Genomic DNA, 14,944 nt, shown 5'->3' with positions numbered 1-14,944 from the left:
GCGTATTGCCGCGGCCCTTCGTTTATCCAAGAATGATCTGGTCGATTTCGACCGGAGACTTGGACATGAATTACCTGGAAATCAGCAGCAGCGACCTGCTGCATCGGTTTGCCGACCACCTGCAAGCGGTCCGAGAGGGACAGCATTTCATCATTTCACTGGATGGCGTGTTGTGCGCCAGGCTGACCCCCGCCCTGCCCACAACGTCGCTGGACGCGCATGATGCGCTTGAGGCAATGAAATGCTTCACGCCCGCGCCGGCCGTCCCGCACGAAGTCATCCGCTCCTGGATCGAAGAGGGCCGGGAATGAATCCGATCCGCTTGATACCGGACGCCTCGCTTGCCCTCGCATGGCTGATCGACCGCGCGGACGCCCACGAAGCACTGATGGCCCGGCATCTGCTGGAAACTGCTCACGAGTCTGAAAACACGGTGCCCCCCATCTGGCACACGGAAGTCGCGAACGGCATGTTGCGCGCCGAGCGCGGCCAACGAGCATCGGCGGGTCAGTTGTTCTCGTTCAGACAGCTTCTCGAACGCCTGCCCATACTTCCAGACCCGGCTGCCTCATCTTCCTGCGTAGCCCGCAGCTATCTGCTGGCTCGAACGCACGGCTTGACCGTCTACGATGCCAGTTATCTCGAACTGGCCCAAAGAACCAACGGTTATCTGGCCACCTTCGACCGCAAGCTGGCGGATGCCGCCCGAGCGAGCGGCGTGGCCGTCTTCGGCCAACCCCATGGGGTCGCTGAGCCAGCGGCAAGCTATGGATAAAAGGGCGGCACCTGGCCGCCCCACTACCTGCACTCGCTGAGGACAGGCTTTACTTCACCCCGTACTTCGTCCGATACGCCAACACCGCCTCGCGGTGCTCGGCGAACGAAGCGTCGTCCTGCAGCAGCGCCAGGATATCCGCCAGCGAAGCAATCGCCACCACCGGAATGCCATAAGTCTTGGCCACGTCCTGCACGGCGGAATGCGCCGACAGGGCGTCGTCGGGACCCGCGCGCTCCATGCGATCCATGGCAATGAGCACGGCGGCCGGCTCGGCGCCGGCGGCGCGGATGATCTCCACCGATTCGCGCACCGAGGTACCCGCGGTGATCACGTCGTCAATGATGACGACCTTGCCCTTGAGCGGCGCGCCCACCAGGGTGCCGCCTTCGCCGTGGTCCTTGGCTTCCTTGCGGTTGTACGCGAACGGCACGTCGCCGCCCTTCATGCCGGGGTGGCCCGCCAGCGCAATGGCGGTCGCCGTGCCCAGCGGGATGCCCTTATAGGCCGGACCGAACAGCATGTCGAATTCCACCCCCGAATCCAGCAGCGCCTGGGCGTAGAACTGCGCCAGCTTGCCGACCGAGCGTCCGCTGTTGAACAGTCCGGCATTGAAAAAATAGGGACTGATACGGCCCGATTTGACCTTGAAGCTGCCGAAGCGCAGCACGCCCTCGTTCAAGGCGAAGCGGACGAAATCCAGGGCGGTGGCGGAAGAATGGGCGGCGGGCATGCGTAAAGGTCCGGTAGATGGCAAACGCAGGCATTTTATCCGCTGTCGGGGCTATTCCCGGACAGCCGCGCCGAGTCGGTTAAATTGCTGGCATTGTCCCGGCCCTCGCGGCCGCCCAACAGGAGTTTCGCTTTGCTGCGCATTACGTCGATCAATCTCAACGGCATCCGGTCCGCCTTCCGCAAGGGCCTGCAACCTTGGATGGAAAAGCATGCAGCCGACGTGCTCTGCCTGCAGGAGATCAAGGTATCCCACGAGGACCTGACCGACGACCTGCGCCACCCGCCCGGTTATACCGGCCACTTCCACCATGCCGTGAAGAAGGGCTATAGCGGCGTGGGCATCTATCTGCGCGACGCGGCCGAACGCGTCAACACCGGCCTGGATTGCGAAGAATTCGACCCCGAAGGCCGCATCATCCGCGCCGACTGGAAAAACCTGTCGGTCATCAGCGCCTACCTGCCCTCGGGCTCCAGCGGCGACGAGCGCCAGCAGGCCAAGTACCGCTTCCTGGACCGCTTCGGCCCCTGGATCGACGCCCTGATGCACGAGCACAAGACCACCGGCCGCGAGTTCATCATCTGCGGCGACTGGAACATCGCGCACAAGGAAATCGACCTGAAGAACTGGAAGGGCAATCTGAAGAATTCGGGCTTCCTGCCCGAAGAGCGCGCCTGGCTGACCGACGTGTTCGACAAGCGCGGCTTCGTCGACGTGTTCCGCACCATCGACGACCGCCCGGACCAGTACACCTGGTGGAGCAACCGCGGCCAGGCCTGGGCCAAGAACGTGGGGTGGCGCATCGACTACCAGATCGCCACGCCGGGCATCGCCGCCCGCGCCCGCAACGTGGCCATCTACAAGGACGAGCGCTTCTCGGACCACGCCCCCCTGACGATCGACTACGACGCCGCGCTCTGAGCGGCATCCGCCGGACCGCCCACCGCCTCGTGTAGCGATGCGGCGGCTTCCCGGCGCAACCATTCCAGAAAGGCTTCCGCCCGCGGATCTTCTGAACAGGGCCGGGGCGACAGCAACACATAGGCCGAGCCGTCGCGGGCAAAACCGCGAGGCGCCTCCAACCGGCGATCGCCCAAGGCGTCGCACGCCATCAAGGCGGAACCTATCGCCACACCCAGGCCTGCGGCGGCAGCCTGCAAACTCAGATAGAAATGCTCGTAGGCCGGCCCGGACCGGCGCGGGGGCTTCATGCCTGCCGCCCGCGCCCAATGCCGCCAGGCTTGCGGACGGGTCGCACTGCTGAGCGCAGGCGCGCCGCCCCAATCATCCGCAGCCGGATCCGCGCCGACCAAGCCCGGCCGGCATAACGGCCCCGTCCATTCCTCGCACACCCGCTCGGCATGCAGGGCAGCATCCCAATCAAAATCATTGCGGCGCAACGCCACGTCCACGCCCTGGGTGACGAAATCCACGGGACCGCCTGCCGCATACAGGTGCACCTGCACGCCGGGATGGGCGCGCTGGAAGTCCGGCAGCCGCGGGATGAGCCACATCATGGCGATGGTGGGCTCGCAGGACAGCACCAGCGGCGCATCCGCCGCCGGCTGGCGCAGCTTGGCCAGGCCCGCCGCCAACTGCTCGAACAGGGCGCGCGTCACCTCGAATAGCTGCCTGCCCGCATCAGTCAGAAAAACAGCCCGATTGCGGCGTTCGAACAACGCCAGGCCCAGCGCGTCCTCGAGCAGCCGGATCTGCCGGCTGACGGCGCCATGGGTCACGTGCAGCTCTTCGGCCGCCTTGCCAAACGCCAGGTGGCGGGCAGCGGCATCGAACACGCGCAAAGTATTGAGCGGCGGCAGCTTCATGGCAAAAGGTGATTTTTTCTCACGGATATCCGACATTAGAAATCGTTTTTCCAGCGGGCGCCAGCGTCCCAGAATGTCGGCTCCGTTTAGCAACCTGCCGCCGCCATGACCGAACTGATCGCCGTCGCCCTCATCACCATACTTGCCGTCATCTGCCCCGGGCCGGACTTCGCCATGGTCACGCGCAACAGCTATCTGTTCGGCCGGCGCACCGGCCTGATCTGCGCGCTGGGCATCGCGCTGGGCGTGCAGGTGCACGTGTTCTACACCATGTTCGGGGTCAGCCTGCTGGCGCACTACGCACAGCCCGTGCTGCAGGGCATCAAACTGGCGGGCGCCTGCTATCTGGTCTACATGGGCTGGAAGACCTTCTTCAACCGCACCCAGGTCAGCCGCGACCTTTCGGAGCGCCCCCCTATATCGGGCTGGCAAGCGTTATACAGCGGCTTTCTGACCAATGCGCTGAATCCCAAGACTACGTTGTTCGTGGTCAGCACCTATACCCAGGTGGTGTCGCCCGGCACGCCGCTGGCCTGGCAGTTCGGCTATGGCCTGTTCATGTCGTTGGCGCACTGGATCTGGTTCGGCGCGGTGGCGTGGTCGGTGTCCTCGCCCTTCCTGCGGCGGATGCTGCTGGATCATCAGCTTGCGGCCGACCGTGTGGTGGGAGCCGTCCTGATGGCGCTGGGCGCGGCGCTGGCCGTCGTACAGCTGTAATCCCACAGAGGGGACGTGATTTTGCTCAAACAAATAATGGGGACGCATTAAATCGGTATCGTTCCTCCAGCCAGCCAAAAACTGCCCGAACGGGTCTGCCTTTCCTTCCCAACCATTCGGAAGGCCCTATGATCTCTCTATGAAAACAAATGGGGACGTATTTAATTTCCTAGGTAATTCAATAGTCTTCGTTGAGAATCCGCAATTCAAGGCGACTCACCCCTGATTCCCCACTTTTATACGTCCCCAATAAATTAAAAGAAAAAGTGCTTTGATATCAAGGTGATGGCACCATTTTTGGGCTTTGCGCAGGGCAGCAATTTACCCCTACAATTCCGCACCATACAGGTGCGTCCATGCACCAAAAAGAATTTTCGCGCCCCAATCCGGCGCAGTCCGCACCTATTCGAAGCACCCCCAAGGAGATCATGTTGAAAGTGCAGAGTCTGGACGACTTCCTGCGTGGCGTCGCCGCGCGCGACCCGCAGCAGCCTGAGTTCATGCAAGCCGTCCAGGAGGTGATGCTGAGCCTGTGGCCTTTCATCGAAAAGCACCCCCACTACGCCGAGCACGCCGTGCTCGAGCGCCTGGTGGAGCCGGAACGCGTGATTCAGTTCCGCGTGTGCTGGACCGATGACCGCGGCCAGGCCCAGGTCAACCGCGCTTTCCGCATTCAACACAGCTCGGCCATCGGCCCCTTCAAGGGCGGCATGCGTTTCCACCCCTCGGTGAACCTGTCCATCCTGAAGTTCCTGGCTTTCGAGCAGACCCTCAAGAACTCGCTCACCACGCTGCCCATGGGCGGCGGCAAGGGCGGCTCCGACTTCGACCCCAAGGGCAAGTCCGACGCTGAAGTCATGCGCTTCTGCCAAGCCCTGATGATCGAGCTGTACCGCCACCTGGGCCCGGACACCGACGTGCCGGCTGGCGACATCGGCGTGGGCGCGCGCGAAGTCGGCTTCATGGCCGGCATGATGAAAAAGCTGTCCAACTCGACCGCCAGCGTGTTCACCGGCAAGGGCCTGACCTTCGGCGGCAGCCTGATCCGCCCCGAAGCCACCGGCTACGGCACCGTGTACTTCGCTGAAGAAATGCTCAAGCGCGTGGGCAAGTCCTTCGACGGCCTGCGCGTGTCCGTATCGGGCTCGGGCAACGTCGCCCAGTACGCGATCGAAAAGGCCATGGCGCTGGGCGCCAAGGTCGTGACGATTTCGGATTCTAACGGCACGGTGGTCGACGAAGCCGGCTTCACGCACGAGAAGCTGGTGGCGCTGATGCACATCAAGAACGACCTGCGCGGCCGCCTGGACACGTATGCCCGCCAGTTCGGCCTGGTCTATGAAGCCGGCAAGCGCCCGTGGCACGTGCCGGTGGACGTGGCCCTGCCCTGCGCCACCCAGAACGAACTGGAACTGGCCGATGCGCAAACGCTGATCAAGAACGGCGTGCTGTGCGTCGCCGAAGGCGCCAACATGCCGGCCACGCTGGAAGCCGCCAAGGCCTTCATCGCCGCCCGCGTGCTGTACGCGCCCGGCAAGGCCAGCAACGCCGGCGGCGTGGCCGTATCCGGCCTGGAAATGGCCCAGAACTCGGCCCGCCTGGCCTGGACCCGCGAGGAAGTCGACGCGCGCCTGCACGCCATCATGCGCGACATCCATGAGAACTGCGTACGCCACGGCCACAGCGAGCGCGAGTACGTGAACTACCTGGACGGCGCCAACATTGCCGGCTTCGTGAAGGTGGCTGACGCGATGCGTCAGCAAGGGCTGTATTAAGCCCCCCCCGAAGCGCTGCGCGCTTCCCCCCAGGGGGCGCCGCAGCGGACCGGCAGAGCCCGGCTCCGCGCGGCCCCGATTGGGGGAGACCTGTTGTGTCGGGGCGGACCTGCCTCGTTGACAGGAATCCACCTGAGCCGGCCCATGGGCCGGCTTAGTTTTTCAGGCGCGGGCAGCGCCTGGCGCTTAGTGCTTCATCGTGCCGTGGTTCATGCTGCCGTGGTCCATGCCGGGGTTGTGCGAGGCCGGCTTGACCTTGAATTGGACGGCGACTTCGCCGGCTTTTTCGAACTTCAGCGTGGCCGGGACCGTGCCGCCTTCGGCGAACGGGGCCTTCAGCTTGATGAACATGACGTGGTAGCCGCCCGGGCTGAGCTTGACCTCGGTGTCGGCCGGCAGCGCGATGCCGCCTTCCACCTGGCGCATCTTCGAGACGCCGTTCTCGGTCTGGACCGTGTGCAACTCGACGCGCTCCGCCGCGTCGGACGACACCGACAGCAGGCGGTCAGCAGCCTTGGCATCGTTGTCGATGTCCATATACCCCGCGCCATTGGACTGGCCGGGCGCGGAGGCGCGCACCCAGAGGTCGTCGACCTCGATCTGGCCAACCTTGTAGTCCTTAGCCCAAGCCGAGCCGGCCGTGCACAGGCCCAGGGCGGCGATGACAGCGAACTTGCGGATGTTCATGGGTTGTTCTCCTAGGGGGTTAACGCCGCCTGACCAGGCTGCGGGCAGCTGACAGGACCGAATCCGTCAGGGCTTCCATCGCTTCGGAGTTTACCCGCCAATGCTGCCAATACAGCGGCACGTCCTCCCAGGCGCGGCCCCGAAGCAGCATCAGCTGACCTGCATCAAGGTGTTCCTGCACCAGCGGCAGCGGATTCATGGTCCAGCCCAGGCCGCCCAGCGTGGCCTGCACGAACGCGCGCGTGGAAGGCACCCACCAGACCGGGGGCTGCCAAGGCGCGGGATCCGCGATCTTGTGCGCGAAGCGAGCCTGCAGCGCGTCCTTGCGGTTGAACACCAGCACCGGCGCCTGCGCCAGCGTCTGGGCGTTGACGCCCTGCGAGAAGTAGCGCTTGTGGAATTCGGGCGTGCAGGTCGCGACATAGCGCATGCTGCCCAGCGCATGGATGCGGCAACCCTGGACCGGCTCGGCCAGGGCGGTCACGGCGCCCAGCACCGAACCATTGCGCAGCAGCGTTGCGGTGTGGTCCTGGTCTTCGGACTGCATGTCCAGCGTGGCCCGGGTGCGCGCCGCGAACTGCACGGCCGCGTCGACGAACCAGGTCTCCAGGCTGTCGTGATTGACTGCGACCGGAATGCTGGCATAGGGCACATCGTCGTCCGCCACGCCCAGGCGGTCGAGCGCGTCGTGCTCCAGCAGCGCCGTCTGCTCGGCCAGCCGCACCAGCACCTGGCCGTCCGCCGTGGCCACCGCCGGCACAGTGCGCTGGACCAGCAGCCGGCCCATGCGGTCCTCCAGCGCCTTGATCCGTTGCGACACTGCCGACGGCGTGACGCTCAGCGACAGCGCCGCCCGCTCGAAGCTGCCTTCCCGCACTACCGCTGCCAGGGCGCGCAGGTTGCCGTGATCGATTTTCATAAGATTAGTTTTGCTTAAGATAGTGAAGGAAAATTAGCTTTATTTCATATCTACTGCAAGCGAAAATGGCCTTGTTACCGGAGCGCCGCGAGCGCCCGGCGTTGTCATCCAAACGCCGCCACAGGCGTAGCAGCACAGGTGCAGGTCATGTTCGCCACGTTGTCATCCCCCCTCTTCTTCACTGCCTGGGCCAGCGGCACGGCCACCGGGCTGGGCCTGTTCGCGGTCGTGGGCGCGCAAAGCGCATTCATCCTGCGCCAGGGCCTGATGCGCGCGCACCTCTTGAGCGTGGTCGCCATCTGCGCGCTGATCGACGCCATCTTCATCTTCGCCAGCGTCTCCGGCCTGCAAGCCCTGACCTCCTGGTTCCCCTGGCTGACGACCGCCGTGCTCTGGTTCGGCGTGGCCTTCCTTTCCTGGTACGCGCTGCAGTCGGCGCGCCGCGCCTGGACCGCCACGGGCGGACTGGCTGCCGCCCGCGACGTGGTGCCGTCGCGCCGCGCCGCCATCCTGGGCGCGTTGGGCTTTTCGCTGCTGAATCCGCACTTCTGGCTGGACATGGTGGTGGTCGGCTCGCTGGCGCACGGCTTCGAGGATGCGCGCATGGCCTTCGCCGCCGGCGCCTTCACCGCCAGCCTGCTGTGGCTCGCCGTGCTCGGCATCGGCTCGCGCCTGTTCGCCCCGTTCTTCGCCAGCGCCTCGGCCTGGCGCGTGCTGGACGGCCTTATCGCGGTGGTCATGGCCGCGTTGGCGGTCAGCCTGGCGCTCAAGGGCGTATAAGGACTTCCGAAGGCGTTTAAGCCACGCCTCCCACAGTTTCCCCGAACGGCCGCCCGGACTTCCCGGCGGCCGGTTTGCTTGCGACCCCAGCCACGCCCGGAGTCCCACCATGTACAGCTCCACCTTCATCTTCGCCAAGAAGCAATTCGACGATGATTTCCATCGCCTGGACCAGGCCATCGCCGCCGCCGCCCGGGCCATTCCGGGCTATCTGGGCGAAGAAAGCTGGGAAGATGCGGCCCGCGGACTGATCTCCAACGTCTACTACTGGGAATCGCTGGAAGCGCTGGAGCAATTGATCCGACACCCCGCGCACCTGCAAGCCAAGGCCGCGCAATCGCGGTGGCTCGACGGCTACCGGGTGGAAATCTCCCAGGTGCTCAGGCGCTACGGCGAAGGACTGACGCCGCCGTCCTTATAATCTGCCGGTTGCCATTCTTTCGTCGGGCGCAACACCGGCCCGCCAGACGATCATGCGCGGTCCCTCCCCCTCCAAAGATGTGCGCCTGCCGCCCCTGGCAGCCATTCAGGCCTTCGAAGCGGCCGCCCGCCTGGGCTCCTTCGAGCGCGCCAGCGAGGAACTCTTCGTCACCGCCAGCGCCATCGGCAAGCGCATTGCCGCGCTGGAGGCCATGCTGGACGTCACCCTCTTCATCCGCAGCAGCCGCGGCGCGACGCTGAGCTCTGCCGGGCGCGAGTACCTGGACCAGGTGCGCACCGCGCTGGATCTGCTGTCGGACGCGTCGCTGCATAAGCGCGGCGAACCGAAGCTCGAACCCTTGCGGGTCGTCTCCACTCCCACCTTCGCCCGCCAGGTGCTGATCCCCGCCCTGCCCGGCTTCACCGCGGCCCATCCCGAGGTGGAACTGGAAATCATGCTGTCCATCCCCTACCTGGACATCATGCCGCCCAATGCCGACGTCTGGGTGCGCTTCGGCAGCGGCAAGTACCCCGGCCTGAACGCGCGCCAGCTGACGGCGGATCCGGTTTTCGCGGTCTGCGCGCCCGGCTACCGCGACCAGCATGGTCCCTTCGAGCGACCCGCGGACCTGGCGCGGGCGCAACTGCTGCGCTGTCCCATGGAGCCTTGGCGGCCATGGCTGGCCGCCGCCGGACTGGACTGGCCCGAACCCGCGCGCGGCGTGTGGCTTGTAGACCTGGGCATCATGCTGGCGGCGGCGCGCGCCGGCCAAGGCCTTGCGCTCACGCGGCGCGCGCTGGCCGCGGAATGGCTGGACGAAGGCAAGCTGGTGCGCGTCCTGGACATCGAAATCCCCGGCGAGGCCCAGTATTACCTGTGCACCGAAACCGCGCGGCCGCCAGGCAAGGCGGTCCAAGCGTTTTCCCTATGGCTGGAAGGCGTGTGCAAACAGGTCTCCCAATGGCCACGCGGCCTGCCAGCCCGTCAGGAATAAATTTCCAGGCAGGGGCGGAATGAAATTCCGCGCAGCCCGCCGCCGCGCTGGCTAGGATGCGGCCAATGCAATGTCCCGCCCATGCCCGCCACGGCACGCAGCCTACTTCCCCCTTTCACACCCAGGCAGCGCCGCAGCGCATGACAGGAATCCTCGTGCGTCCGTACTAGGTATTTACGCGGAAAAACCCCGTCGGGTCAGTTTCGCGTAAGTGATTAGGCAGACAGTCACGACACGCCACACAGGAGAGCGCCGCAGCAATTGATTTCCGCCGCCTGGCGCCGGCACACGGTTTTCCACGCAGTTCTACCAATTACAACGGAGACATCAATGGATTTTCGTTTGAAGCTGCTCGCAGGAACCCTTGCATTTGCCGCAACGGCCGCGGCCCACGCCGCCGACCCCATCAAGATCGGCGTAGCCGGCCCCTACACCGGTGGTTCGTCCTCAATGGGCGTCAGCATGCGCGACGGCGTGCGCCTGGCCATTGAAGAAATCAACAAGAACGGCGGCGTCATGGGACGCCAGCTGATCGCCGTGGAACGCGACGACGAGGCCAAGAACGAGCGCGGCGTGCAGATCGCGCAAGAGCTGATCAACAAGGAGCAGGTGGCGGCCACCGTCGGCTACATCAATACCGGCGTGGCGCTGGCCTCCCAGCGCTTCTACCAGGACGCCAAGATCCCCGTGTTCAACAACGTGGCCACGGGCAGCGTCATCACGCACCAGTTCAAGGCGCCGGAATACCCGAACAATTACGTGTTCCGCAACGCGGCGCACGACAGCATCCAGGCCCCGATGATCGTGGAAGAAGCGGTGACCCGCCGCGGCTTCAAGAAAGTCGCGATCCTGGCGGACTCCACCAACTATGGCCAGCTCGGCCGCGAGGACCTGGAGAAGGCCCTGGACGCCAAGGGCATCAAGCCCGTGGCCGTCGAAAAGTTCAACATCAAGGACGTCGACATGACGGCCCAGCTGCTGAAGGCCAAGGCCGCCGGCGCCGAAGCCGTGCTGACCTACGGCATCGGCCCCGAACTGGCGCAGGTCGCCAACGGCATGACCAAGCTGGGCTGGAAGGTGCCGATCATCGGCAGCTGGACCCTGTCCATGGCCAACTACATTGACAACTCCGGTACCAACGGCGAAGGCGCGCGCATGCCGCAGACCTTCATCCAGGACCCGGACACGCCCAAGCGCAAGGCCTTCATCGACGCCTACCTGGCCAAATTCAAGCCCAAGAACAACCGCATCGACTCGCCGGTGTCGGCCGCCCAGGGCTATGACTCCATCTATCTGCTGGCCGCGGCCTTCAAGCAGGCCAACTCCACCGACGGCCCGAAGGTCCGCGAGGCCCTCGAAAACCTGCAGACGCCCGTCGAGGGCGTGGTGATGACCTACAACAAGCCCTTCAGCGCAGACAACCACGACGCCATCACCGTCAAGGAAGTGGTCATCGGCGAAGTCAAGGGCGGCCGCGTGATCAAGGCCAACTAAGGTCCCGCAGCACATCCGGCGGCGGCTGCCCGGCCGCCGCCATCCGCGCCCTGCCTGCCAGGGCGCGGGTCTGCCGCCGCCTGAAAACCGCGTTCTGCCCAAGGGGGTTGGGACGGAACCACAGCGCTACACGACACACACCATGATTCTTCTACAGCTCATCTATAGCGGTATCGCGCTGGGCATGATCTATGCCGTCATCGCGTTCGGATACCAGCTCACGTTCGCTACGTCGGGCACCCTGAACTTCGGCCAGGGCGAAGCCCTGATGCTGGGCGCACTGGTCGGCCTGACGCTGGTCGGCCTGGGCGTGAACTACTGGGTGATGATACCCATCGTCTGCATCTTCGGATTCGCGCAAGGCGCGCTGGTCGAGCGCGTGGGCGTCAGGCCCGCCATCAAGACCCGCTCGGAGTTCGGCTGGATCATGGCCACCATCGCGCTGGGCATCATCTTCAAGAACGTGGCCGAGAACATCTGGGGCCGCGACGACCTGCGCTTCCCCTCGCCGCTGCCGGAAGCGCCGATCCAGGTACTGGGCGCCAATGTGCTGCCCATGGAATTGCTGGTGGTGTTCGGCGCCCTGGCCATGATGCTGCTGGTGGAAATCTTCAACCGCAAGTCCATCTACGGCAAGGCCTTCGTCGCTACCTCCAACGACCGCGACGCCGCCGGCCTGATGGGCATCAACACGGGCATGGTGATCACGTTTTCCTACGCGCTGTCTTCGCTGACAGCAGCGTTCGCCGGCGTGCTGGTCGCGCCCCTGACCCTGACCGGCGCCACCATGGGCGCAGTGCTGGGCCTGAAGGCCTTCGCCGTCGCCATCATCGGCGGCCTGTCCAGCGGCATGGGCGTGGTGGTGGGCGGGCTGATCCTGGGGATCGCCGAAACGACCACCGGTTTCTATCTTTCGACGGGGTACAAAGACGTGCCGGGATTGGTGTTGCTGCTGCTCGTACTGACCTTCAAGCCCGCCGGCCTGTTCGGCAAGACCGCGATCAAGAAGGTGTAAGCGATGAAACCCTTGCACCTCCTGCTATCCATCGTGGCGGTGGCCTGCCTGGCCGCCGTGCCGCTGGGCGTGACCAACACGTACTATCTGCACTTGATCGAAACCATCATGATCTACTCGATCCTGCTGTTCGGGCTCGATATCGTGGTGGGCTATACCGGCCAGGTCTCGCTGGGCCACGCCGGCTTGTTCGGCATCGGCTCGTATGTCGCCGGCGTGCTGTTCTTCCACCTGCAGATGCCGATCTGGGTCATCCTGCCCGCCGCCATCCTGATCGCGGCGGCCTTCGGCGCGGTGCTGGCGCTGCCGGCGCTGCGGGTCACGGGGCCATACCTGGCCATGGTGACGCTGGCCTTCGGCACCATCATCCAGATCCTGATCAACGAGATGACCTTCATGACCGAAGGGCCCTTGGGCATCAAGATCTCCAAGCCCGCCATCGCGGGCCACGTGCTGACCAAGAGCGAGTACTTCTGGCTGGTCGCCGCATTGCTGGTGCTGTCGCTGATCGTGGTGCACCGCATCCTCAAGTCGCACCTGGGCCGCTCGTTCGAGGCCCTGCGCGACAGTCCGATCGCGTCCGACTGCATGGGCGTGTCGGTCTACCGCCACAAGGTGTTCGCCTTCGTCATCAGCGCCGGCTTCGCCGGCCTGGCCGGCGCGCTGTACTCGTATTCGGAACAGTACATCTCGCCCAATACCTACAACTTCGAACTGACCATCCTGTTCCTGCTGGCCATCATCATGGGCGGCCGCAAGAGCCGCACGGGCGCGCTGCTGGGCGCTTCCATCATCGTGCTGCTCCCCAAGATGCTGGACGACATCTCGACCTTCCGCCTGATCGCGCTGGGCGTGGCCATCCTGGTCACTGTCGGCAGCGCGATCGCGATCTCCAAGGGCCGCACCGAACCGCGCCGCGTCGTCGTGCCGGTCGTGGGCACCATCCTGCTGGCGGTGTTCTCGTACTGGCTGGAAGCGGTGACCGACTGGCGCCTGACGATTTTCGGCGCCATGATCCTGTTCGTCGTCTACTACCTACCCGACGGCATCGTGGGCTTCGTGCGCAACCTGTTCTTCTCCAACCGCCGCGCCGCGCTCGCGGTCAAGTCGGACTTGGTGAAGGCGCAGGAAGCGGTGCCCGATGCCGCCAAGGGCAAGGGCGACACGCTGCTCGCGGCCAAAGGCGTGCTGATGCAGTTCGGCGGCCTGAAGGCCCTGAACCAGGTCGACCTGACCGTCAAGCGCGGCACCATCCATGGCCTGATCGGCCCCAACGGCTCCGGCAAGAGCACCATGATGAACGTGCTGACAGGCATCTACGTGCCGACCGCCGGCGCGGTGGAGTTCTCGGGCAAGTCGCTGGTCGGCATGACCCCGGCCGACATCGCCGAAACCGGCATCGCGCGCACCTTCCAGAACGTGCAACTGTTCGGCGAAATGACGGCGCTGGAGAACGTGCTGGTCGGCCTGCACCATACCTTCACCACTGGCCTGGCCGGCATCGCGCTGCGCACGTCCAAATGGAAGGGAGAGGAACAGGGCGCCCGCGCCCGCGCCATGGCGCTGCTGGAATTCGTGGGCCTGGAATCCCTGGCCAGCGAGGAAGCCCGCAACCTGCCCTACGGCAAGCAACGCCTGCTGGAAATCGCCCGCGCCCTGGCGCTGGACCCGCAACTGCTGCTGCTGGACGAACCCGCGGCCGGCCTGACCGCGCCCGACATCGTCGAGCTGCTGGCCATCATCCGCAAGGTGCGCGACCACGGCATCACGCTGATCCTCATCGAACACCACATGGACGTGGTGATGGGGGTGTGCGACACCGTGTCGGTGCTGGACTTCGGCCAGAAGATCGCCGAGGGCCTGCCCAACGAAGTGCAAAGCAACGCCAAGGTCATCGAGGCGTATCTGGGCGGCGCGCCCGCCTGACGCCAAGGGGACAACAAGATGCTATCGATCAAGAATCTGGAAGCGGGCTACGGCAAGGTGAAGGTGCTGCACGGCATCAGCATGGAGGTGCCGAAGGCCAAGGTGGTGACGCTGATCGGCTCCAACGGCGCCGGCAAGACCACCACGATGCGGGCGCTGTCCGGCATGATCCGCCCCACAGCGGGCGAGGTCACGCTGAGCGGCAAGCGCATCGACGGCCTGGAGTCCCACCGCATCGCGCGGCTGGGCCTGGCGCACTCGCCCGAAGGCCGGCGCGTGTTCCCGACGCTGTCGGTCACCGACAACCTGCTGCTGGGCGCGTTCCCGCGCCTGACGGGCAGCCGTCCCAAGGGCGACGTGCAGTCCGACCTGGGCCGGGCCATGGATCTGTTTCCGCGCTTGAAGGAACGCCGCGATCAACTGGCCGGCACGTTGTCGGGCGGTGAACAGCAGATGCTGGCCATGGCGCGCGCGGTGATGCTGAATCCCGAACTGGTGCTGCTGGACGAACCTTCAATGGGGCTGGCGCCGATCCTGGTGGAAGAAGTGTTCCGGATCATCGCGCGGCTCAAGGATGAAGGAGTGACGATGCTGTTGGTGGAGCAGTTTGCTGCTGCTGCATTGAATGTGGCGGATTATGGGTATGTGTTGGAGAACGGGCGGATTTCTGTGCATGGGAGCGCGGATAAGTTGAAACATGATCCGGCTGTTGTTGCGGCTTATTTAGGTGGGTCGCATTAGAGGGATGGCGTTGTTGGCGTTCTTTTGACGCCTGCCACGTCGGGGACTCGCGCTGCGCGGGGCAACGATTGCGGCCCGGAGCCTTCGCTCCGGGCTTCCCCTTCGTCATCCTCGTCACCGCCTGCGGCGGTTCCTTCGGAT

General features: G+C 65.0%; 16 protein-coding genes. 12 read left to right on the top strand and 4 right to left on the bottom strand.

Annotated elements, in window-relative coordinates:
- Positions 1 to 311: type II toxin-antitoxin system Phd/YefM family antitoxin (locus tag AC6LKD_RS31035; RefSeq protein WP_498118407.1), on the top strand; the 311-nt coding region annotated here is incomplete at its 5' end.
- Complete coding sequence (locus AC6LKD_RS31030) at positions 308 to 775, top strand: type II toxin-antitoxin system VapC family toxin (protein ID WP_492273952.1); 468 nt, start codon at positions 308 to 310, stop codon at positions 773 to 775. The genes AC6LKD_RS31035 and AC6LKD_RS31030, both read left to right, overlap by 4 nt.
- Before the next feature lie 49 nt (positions 776 to 824).
- On the opposite strand, the gene pyrE is transcribed toward AC6LKD_RS31030, so the two are convergent.
- Complete coding sequence (pyrE, locus tag AC6LKD_RS31025) at positions 825 to 1,508, bottom strand: orotate phosphoribosyltransferase (RefSeq protein WP_013396754.1); 684 nt, start codon at positions 1,506 to 1,508, stop codon at positions 825 to 827.
- Positions 1,509 to 1,640: 132 nt separating this feature from the next.
- Here pyrE and AC6LKD_RS31020 point away from each other — a divergent pair, with 132 nt between their 5' ends.
- The gene (locus tag AC6LKD_RS31020; RefSeq protein WP_498118406.1) at positions 1,641 to 2,429 is read left to right on the top strand and encodes an exodeoxyribonuclease III; all 789 of its coding nucleotides are present in this window, start codon (positions 1,641 to 1,643) and stop codon (positions 2,427 to 2,429) included.
- Here the strand turns inward: AC6LKD_RS31020 and AC6LKD_RS31015 are convergent.
- Positions 2,411 to 3,334, bottom strand: a complete 924-nt coding sequence (locus AC6LKD_RS31015; protein ID WP_498118405.1) for a LysR substrate-binding domain-containing protein — start codon at positions 3,332 to 3,334, stop codon at positions 2,411 to 2,413. The genes AC6LKD_RS31020 and AC6LKD_RS31015 overlap by 19 nt on opposite strands.
- 105 nt (positions 3,335 to 3,439) lie before the next feature.
- On the opposite strand from AC6LKD_RS31015, the gene AC6LKD_RS31010 reads away from it, so the two are divergent.
- Together AC6LKD_RS31010 and gdhA are read left to right on the top strand one after the other, a co-directional pair.
- Entirely contained in the window at positions 3,440 to 4,051 is a 612-nt protein-coding gene (locus tag AC6LKD_RS31010; RefSeq protein WP_498118404.1) for a LysE family translocator, read from the top strand.
- A gap of 428 nt (positions 4,052 to 4,479) precedes the next feature.
- Positions 4,480 to 5,826 (top strand): NADP-specific glutamate dehydrogenase, encoded by a 1,347-nt coding sequence (gdhA, locus tag AC6LKD_RS31005; protein WP_013396758.1) that lies wholly within the window; start codon positions 4,480 to 4,482, stop codon positions 5,824 to 5,826.
- Between the two features lie 186 nt (positions 5,827 to 6,012).
- On the opposite strand, the gene AC6LKD_RS31000 is transcribed toward gdhA, so the two are convergent.
- Together AC6LKD_RS31000 and AC6LKD_RS30995 are read right to left on the bottom strand one after the other, a co-directional pair.
- Positions 6,013 to 6,513 carry a copper chaperone PCu(A)C gene (locus AC6LKD_RS31000; protein ID WP_498118403.1) on the bottom strand — a complete coding sequence of 167 codons (501 nt, stop codon included), beginning with the start codon at positions 6,511 to 6,513 and terminating at the stop codon, positions 6,013 to 6,015.
- Between the two features lie 19 nt (positions 6,514 to 6,532).
- Entirely contained in the window at positions 6,533 to 7,432 is a 900-nt protein-coding gene (locus tag AC6LKD_RS30995) for a LysR family transcriptional regulator ArgP (protein ID WP_013396760.1), read from the bottom strand.
- Between the two features lie 147 nt (positions 7,433 to 7,579).
- Between AC6LKD_RS30995 and AC6LKD_RS30990 the strand changes: the two genes are divergently transcribed.
- From AC6LKD_RS30990 to AC6LKD_RS30960, 7 genes are all read left to right on the top strand, one after another.
- A complete protein-coding gene (locus AC6LKD_RS30990; protein WP_013396761.1) occupies positions 7,580 to 8,212 on the top strand; it encodes a LysE/ArgO family amino acid transporter in 633 nt (210 codons plus the stop codon).
- A gap of 109 nt (positions 8,213 to 8,321) precedes the next feature.
- Positions 8,322 to 8,633 (top strand): antibiotic biosynthesis monooxygenase family protein, encoded by a 312-nt coding sequence (locus tag AC6LKD_RS30985; protein WP_013396762.1) that lies wholly within the window; start codon positions 8,322 to 8,324, stop codon positions 8,631 to 8,633.
- Between the two features lie 52 nt (positions 8,634 to 8,685).
- Complete coding sequence (locus AC6LKD_RS30980; RefSeq protein ID WP_013396763.1) at positions 8,686 to 9,627, top strand: LysR substrate-binding domain-containing protein; 942 nt, start codon at positions 8,686 to 8,688, stop codon at positions 9,625 to 9,627.
- A gap of 330 nt (positions 9,628 to 9,957) precedes the next feature.
- On the top strand, positions 9,958 to 11,121 hold the full coding sequence (locus tag AC6LKD_RS30975; RefSeq protein ID WP_424240310.1) for an ABC transporter substrate-binding protein: 1,164 nt from the start codon (positions 9,958 to 9,960) through the stop codon (positions 11,119 to 11,121).
- A 142-nt stretch (positions 11,122 to 11,263) separates the two neighbouring features.
- The gene (locus AC6LKD_RS30970; RefSeq protein WP_013396765.1) at positions 11,264 to 12,136 is read left to right on the top strand and encodes a branched-chain amino acid ABC transporter permease; all 873 of its coding nucleotides are present in this window, start codon (positions 11,264 to 11,266) and stop codon (positions 12,134 to 12,136) included.
- Between the two features lie 3 nt (positions 12,137 to 12,139).
- On the top strand, positions 12,140 to 14,062 hold the full coding sequence (locus AC6LKD_RS30965; RefSeq protein ID WP_498118402.1) for a branched-chain amino acid ABC transporter ATP-binding protein/permease: 1,923 nt from the start codon (positions 12,140 to 12,142) through the stop codon (positions 14,060 to 14,062).
- Between the two features lie 18 nt (positions 14,063 to 14,080).
- The gene (locus tag AC6LKD_RS30960) at positions 14,081 to 14,803 is read left to right on the top strand and encodes an ABC transporter ATP-binding protein (protein ID WP_013396767.1); all 723 of its coding nucleotides are present in this window, start codon (positions 14,081 to 14,083) and stop codon (positions 14,801 to 14,803) included.
- Positions 14,804 to 14,944 lie beyond the last annotated feature (141 nt).

It is taken from the genome of Achromobacter sp. D7-1 (genome assembly GCF_059760445.1).
This window is presented reverse-complemented; position numbering and strand designations above follow the sequence as displayed.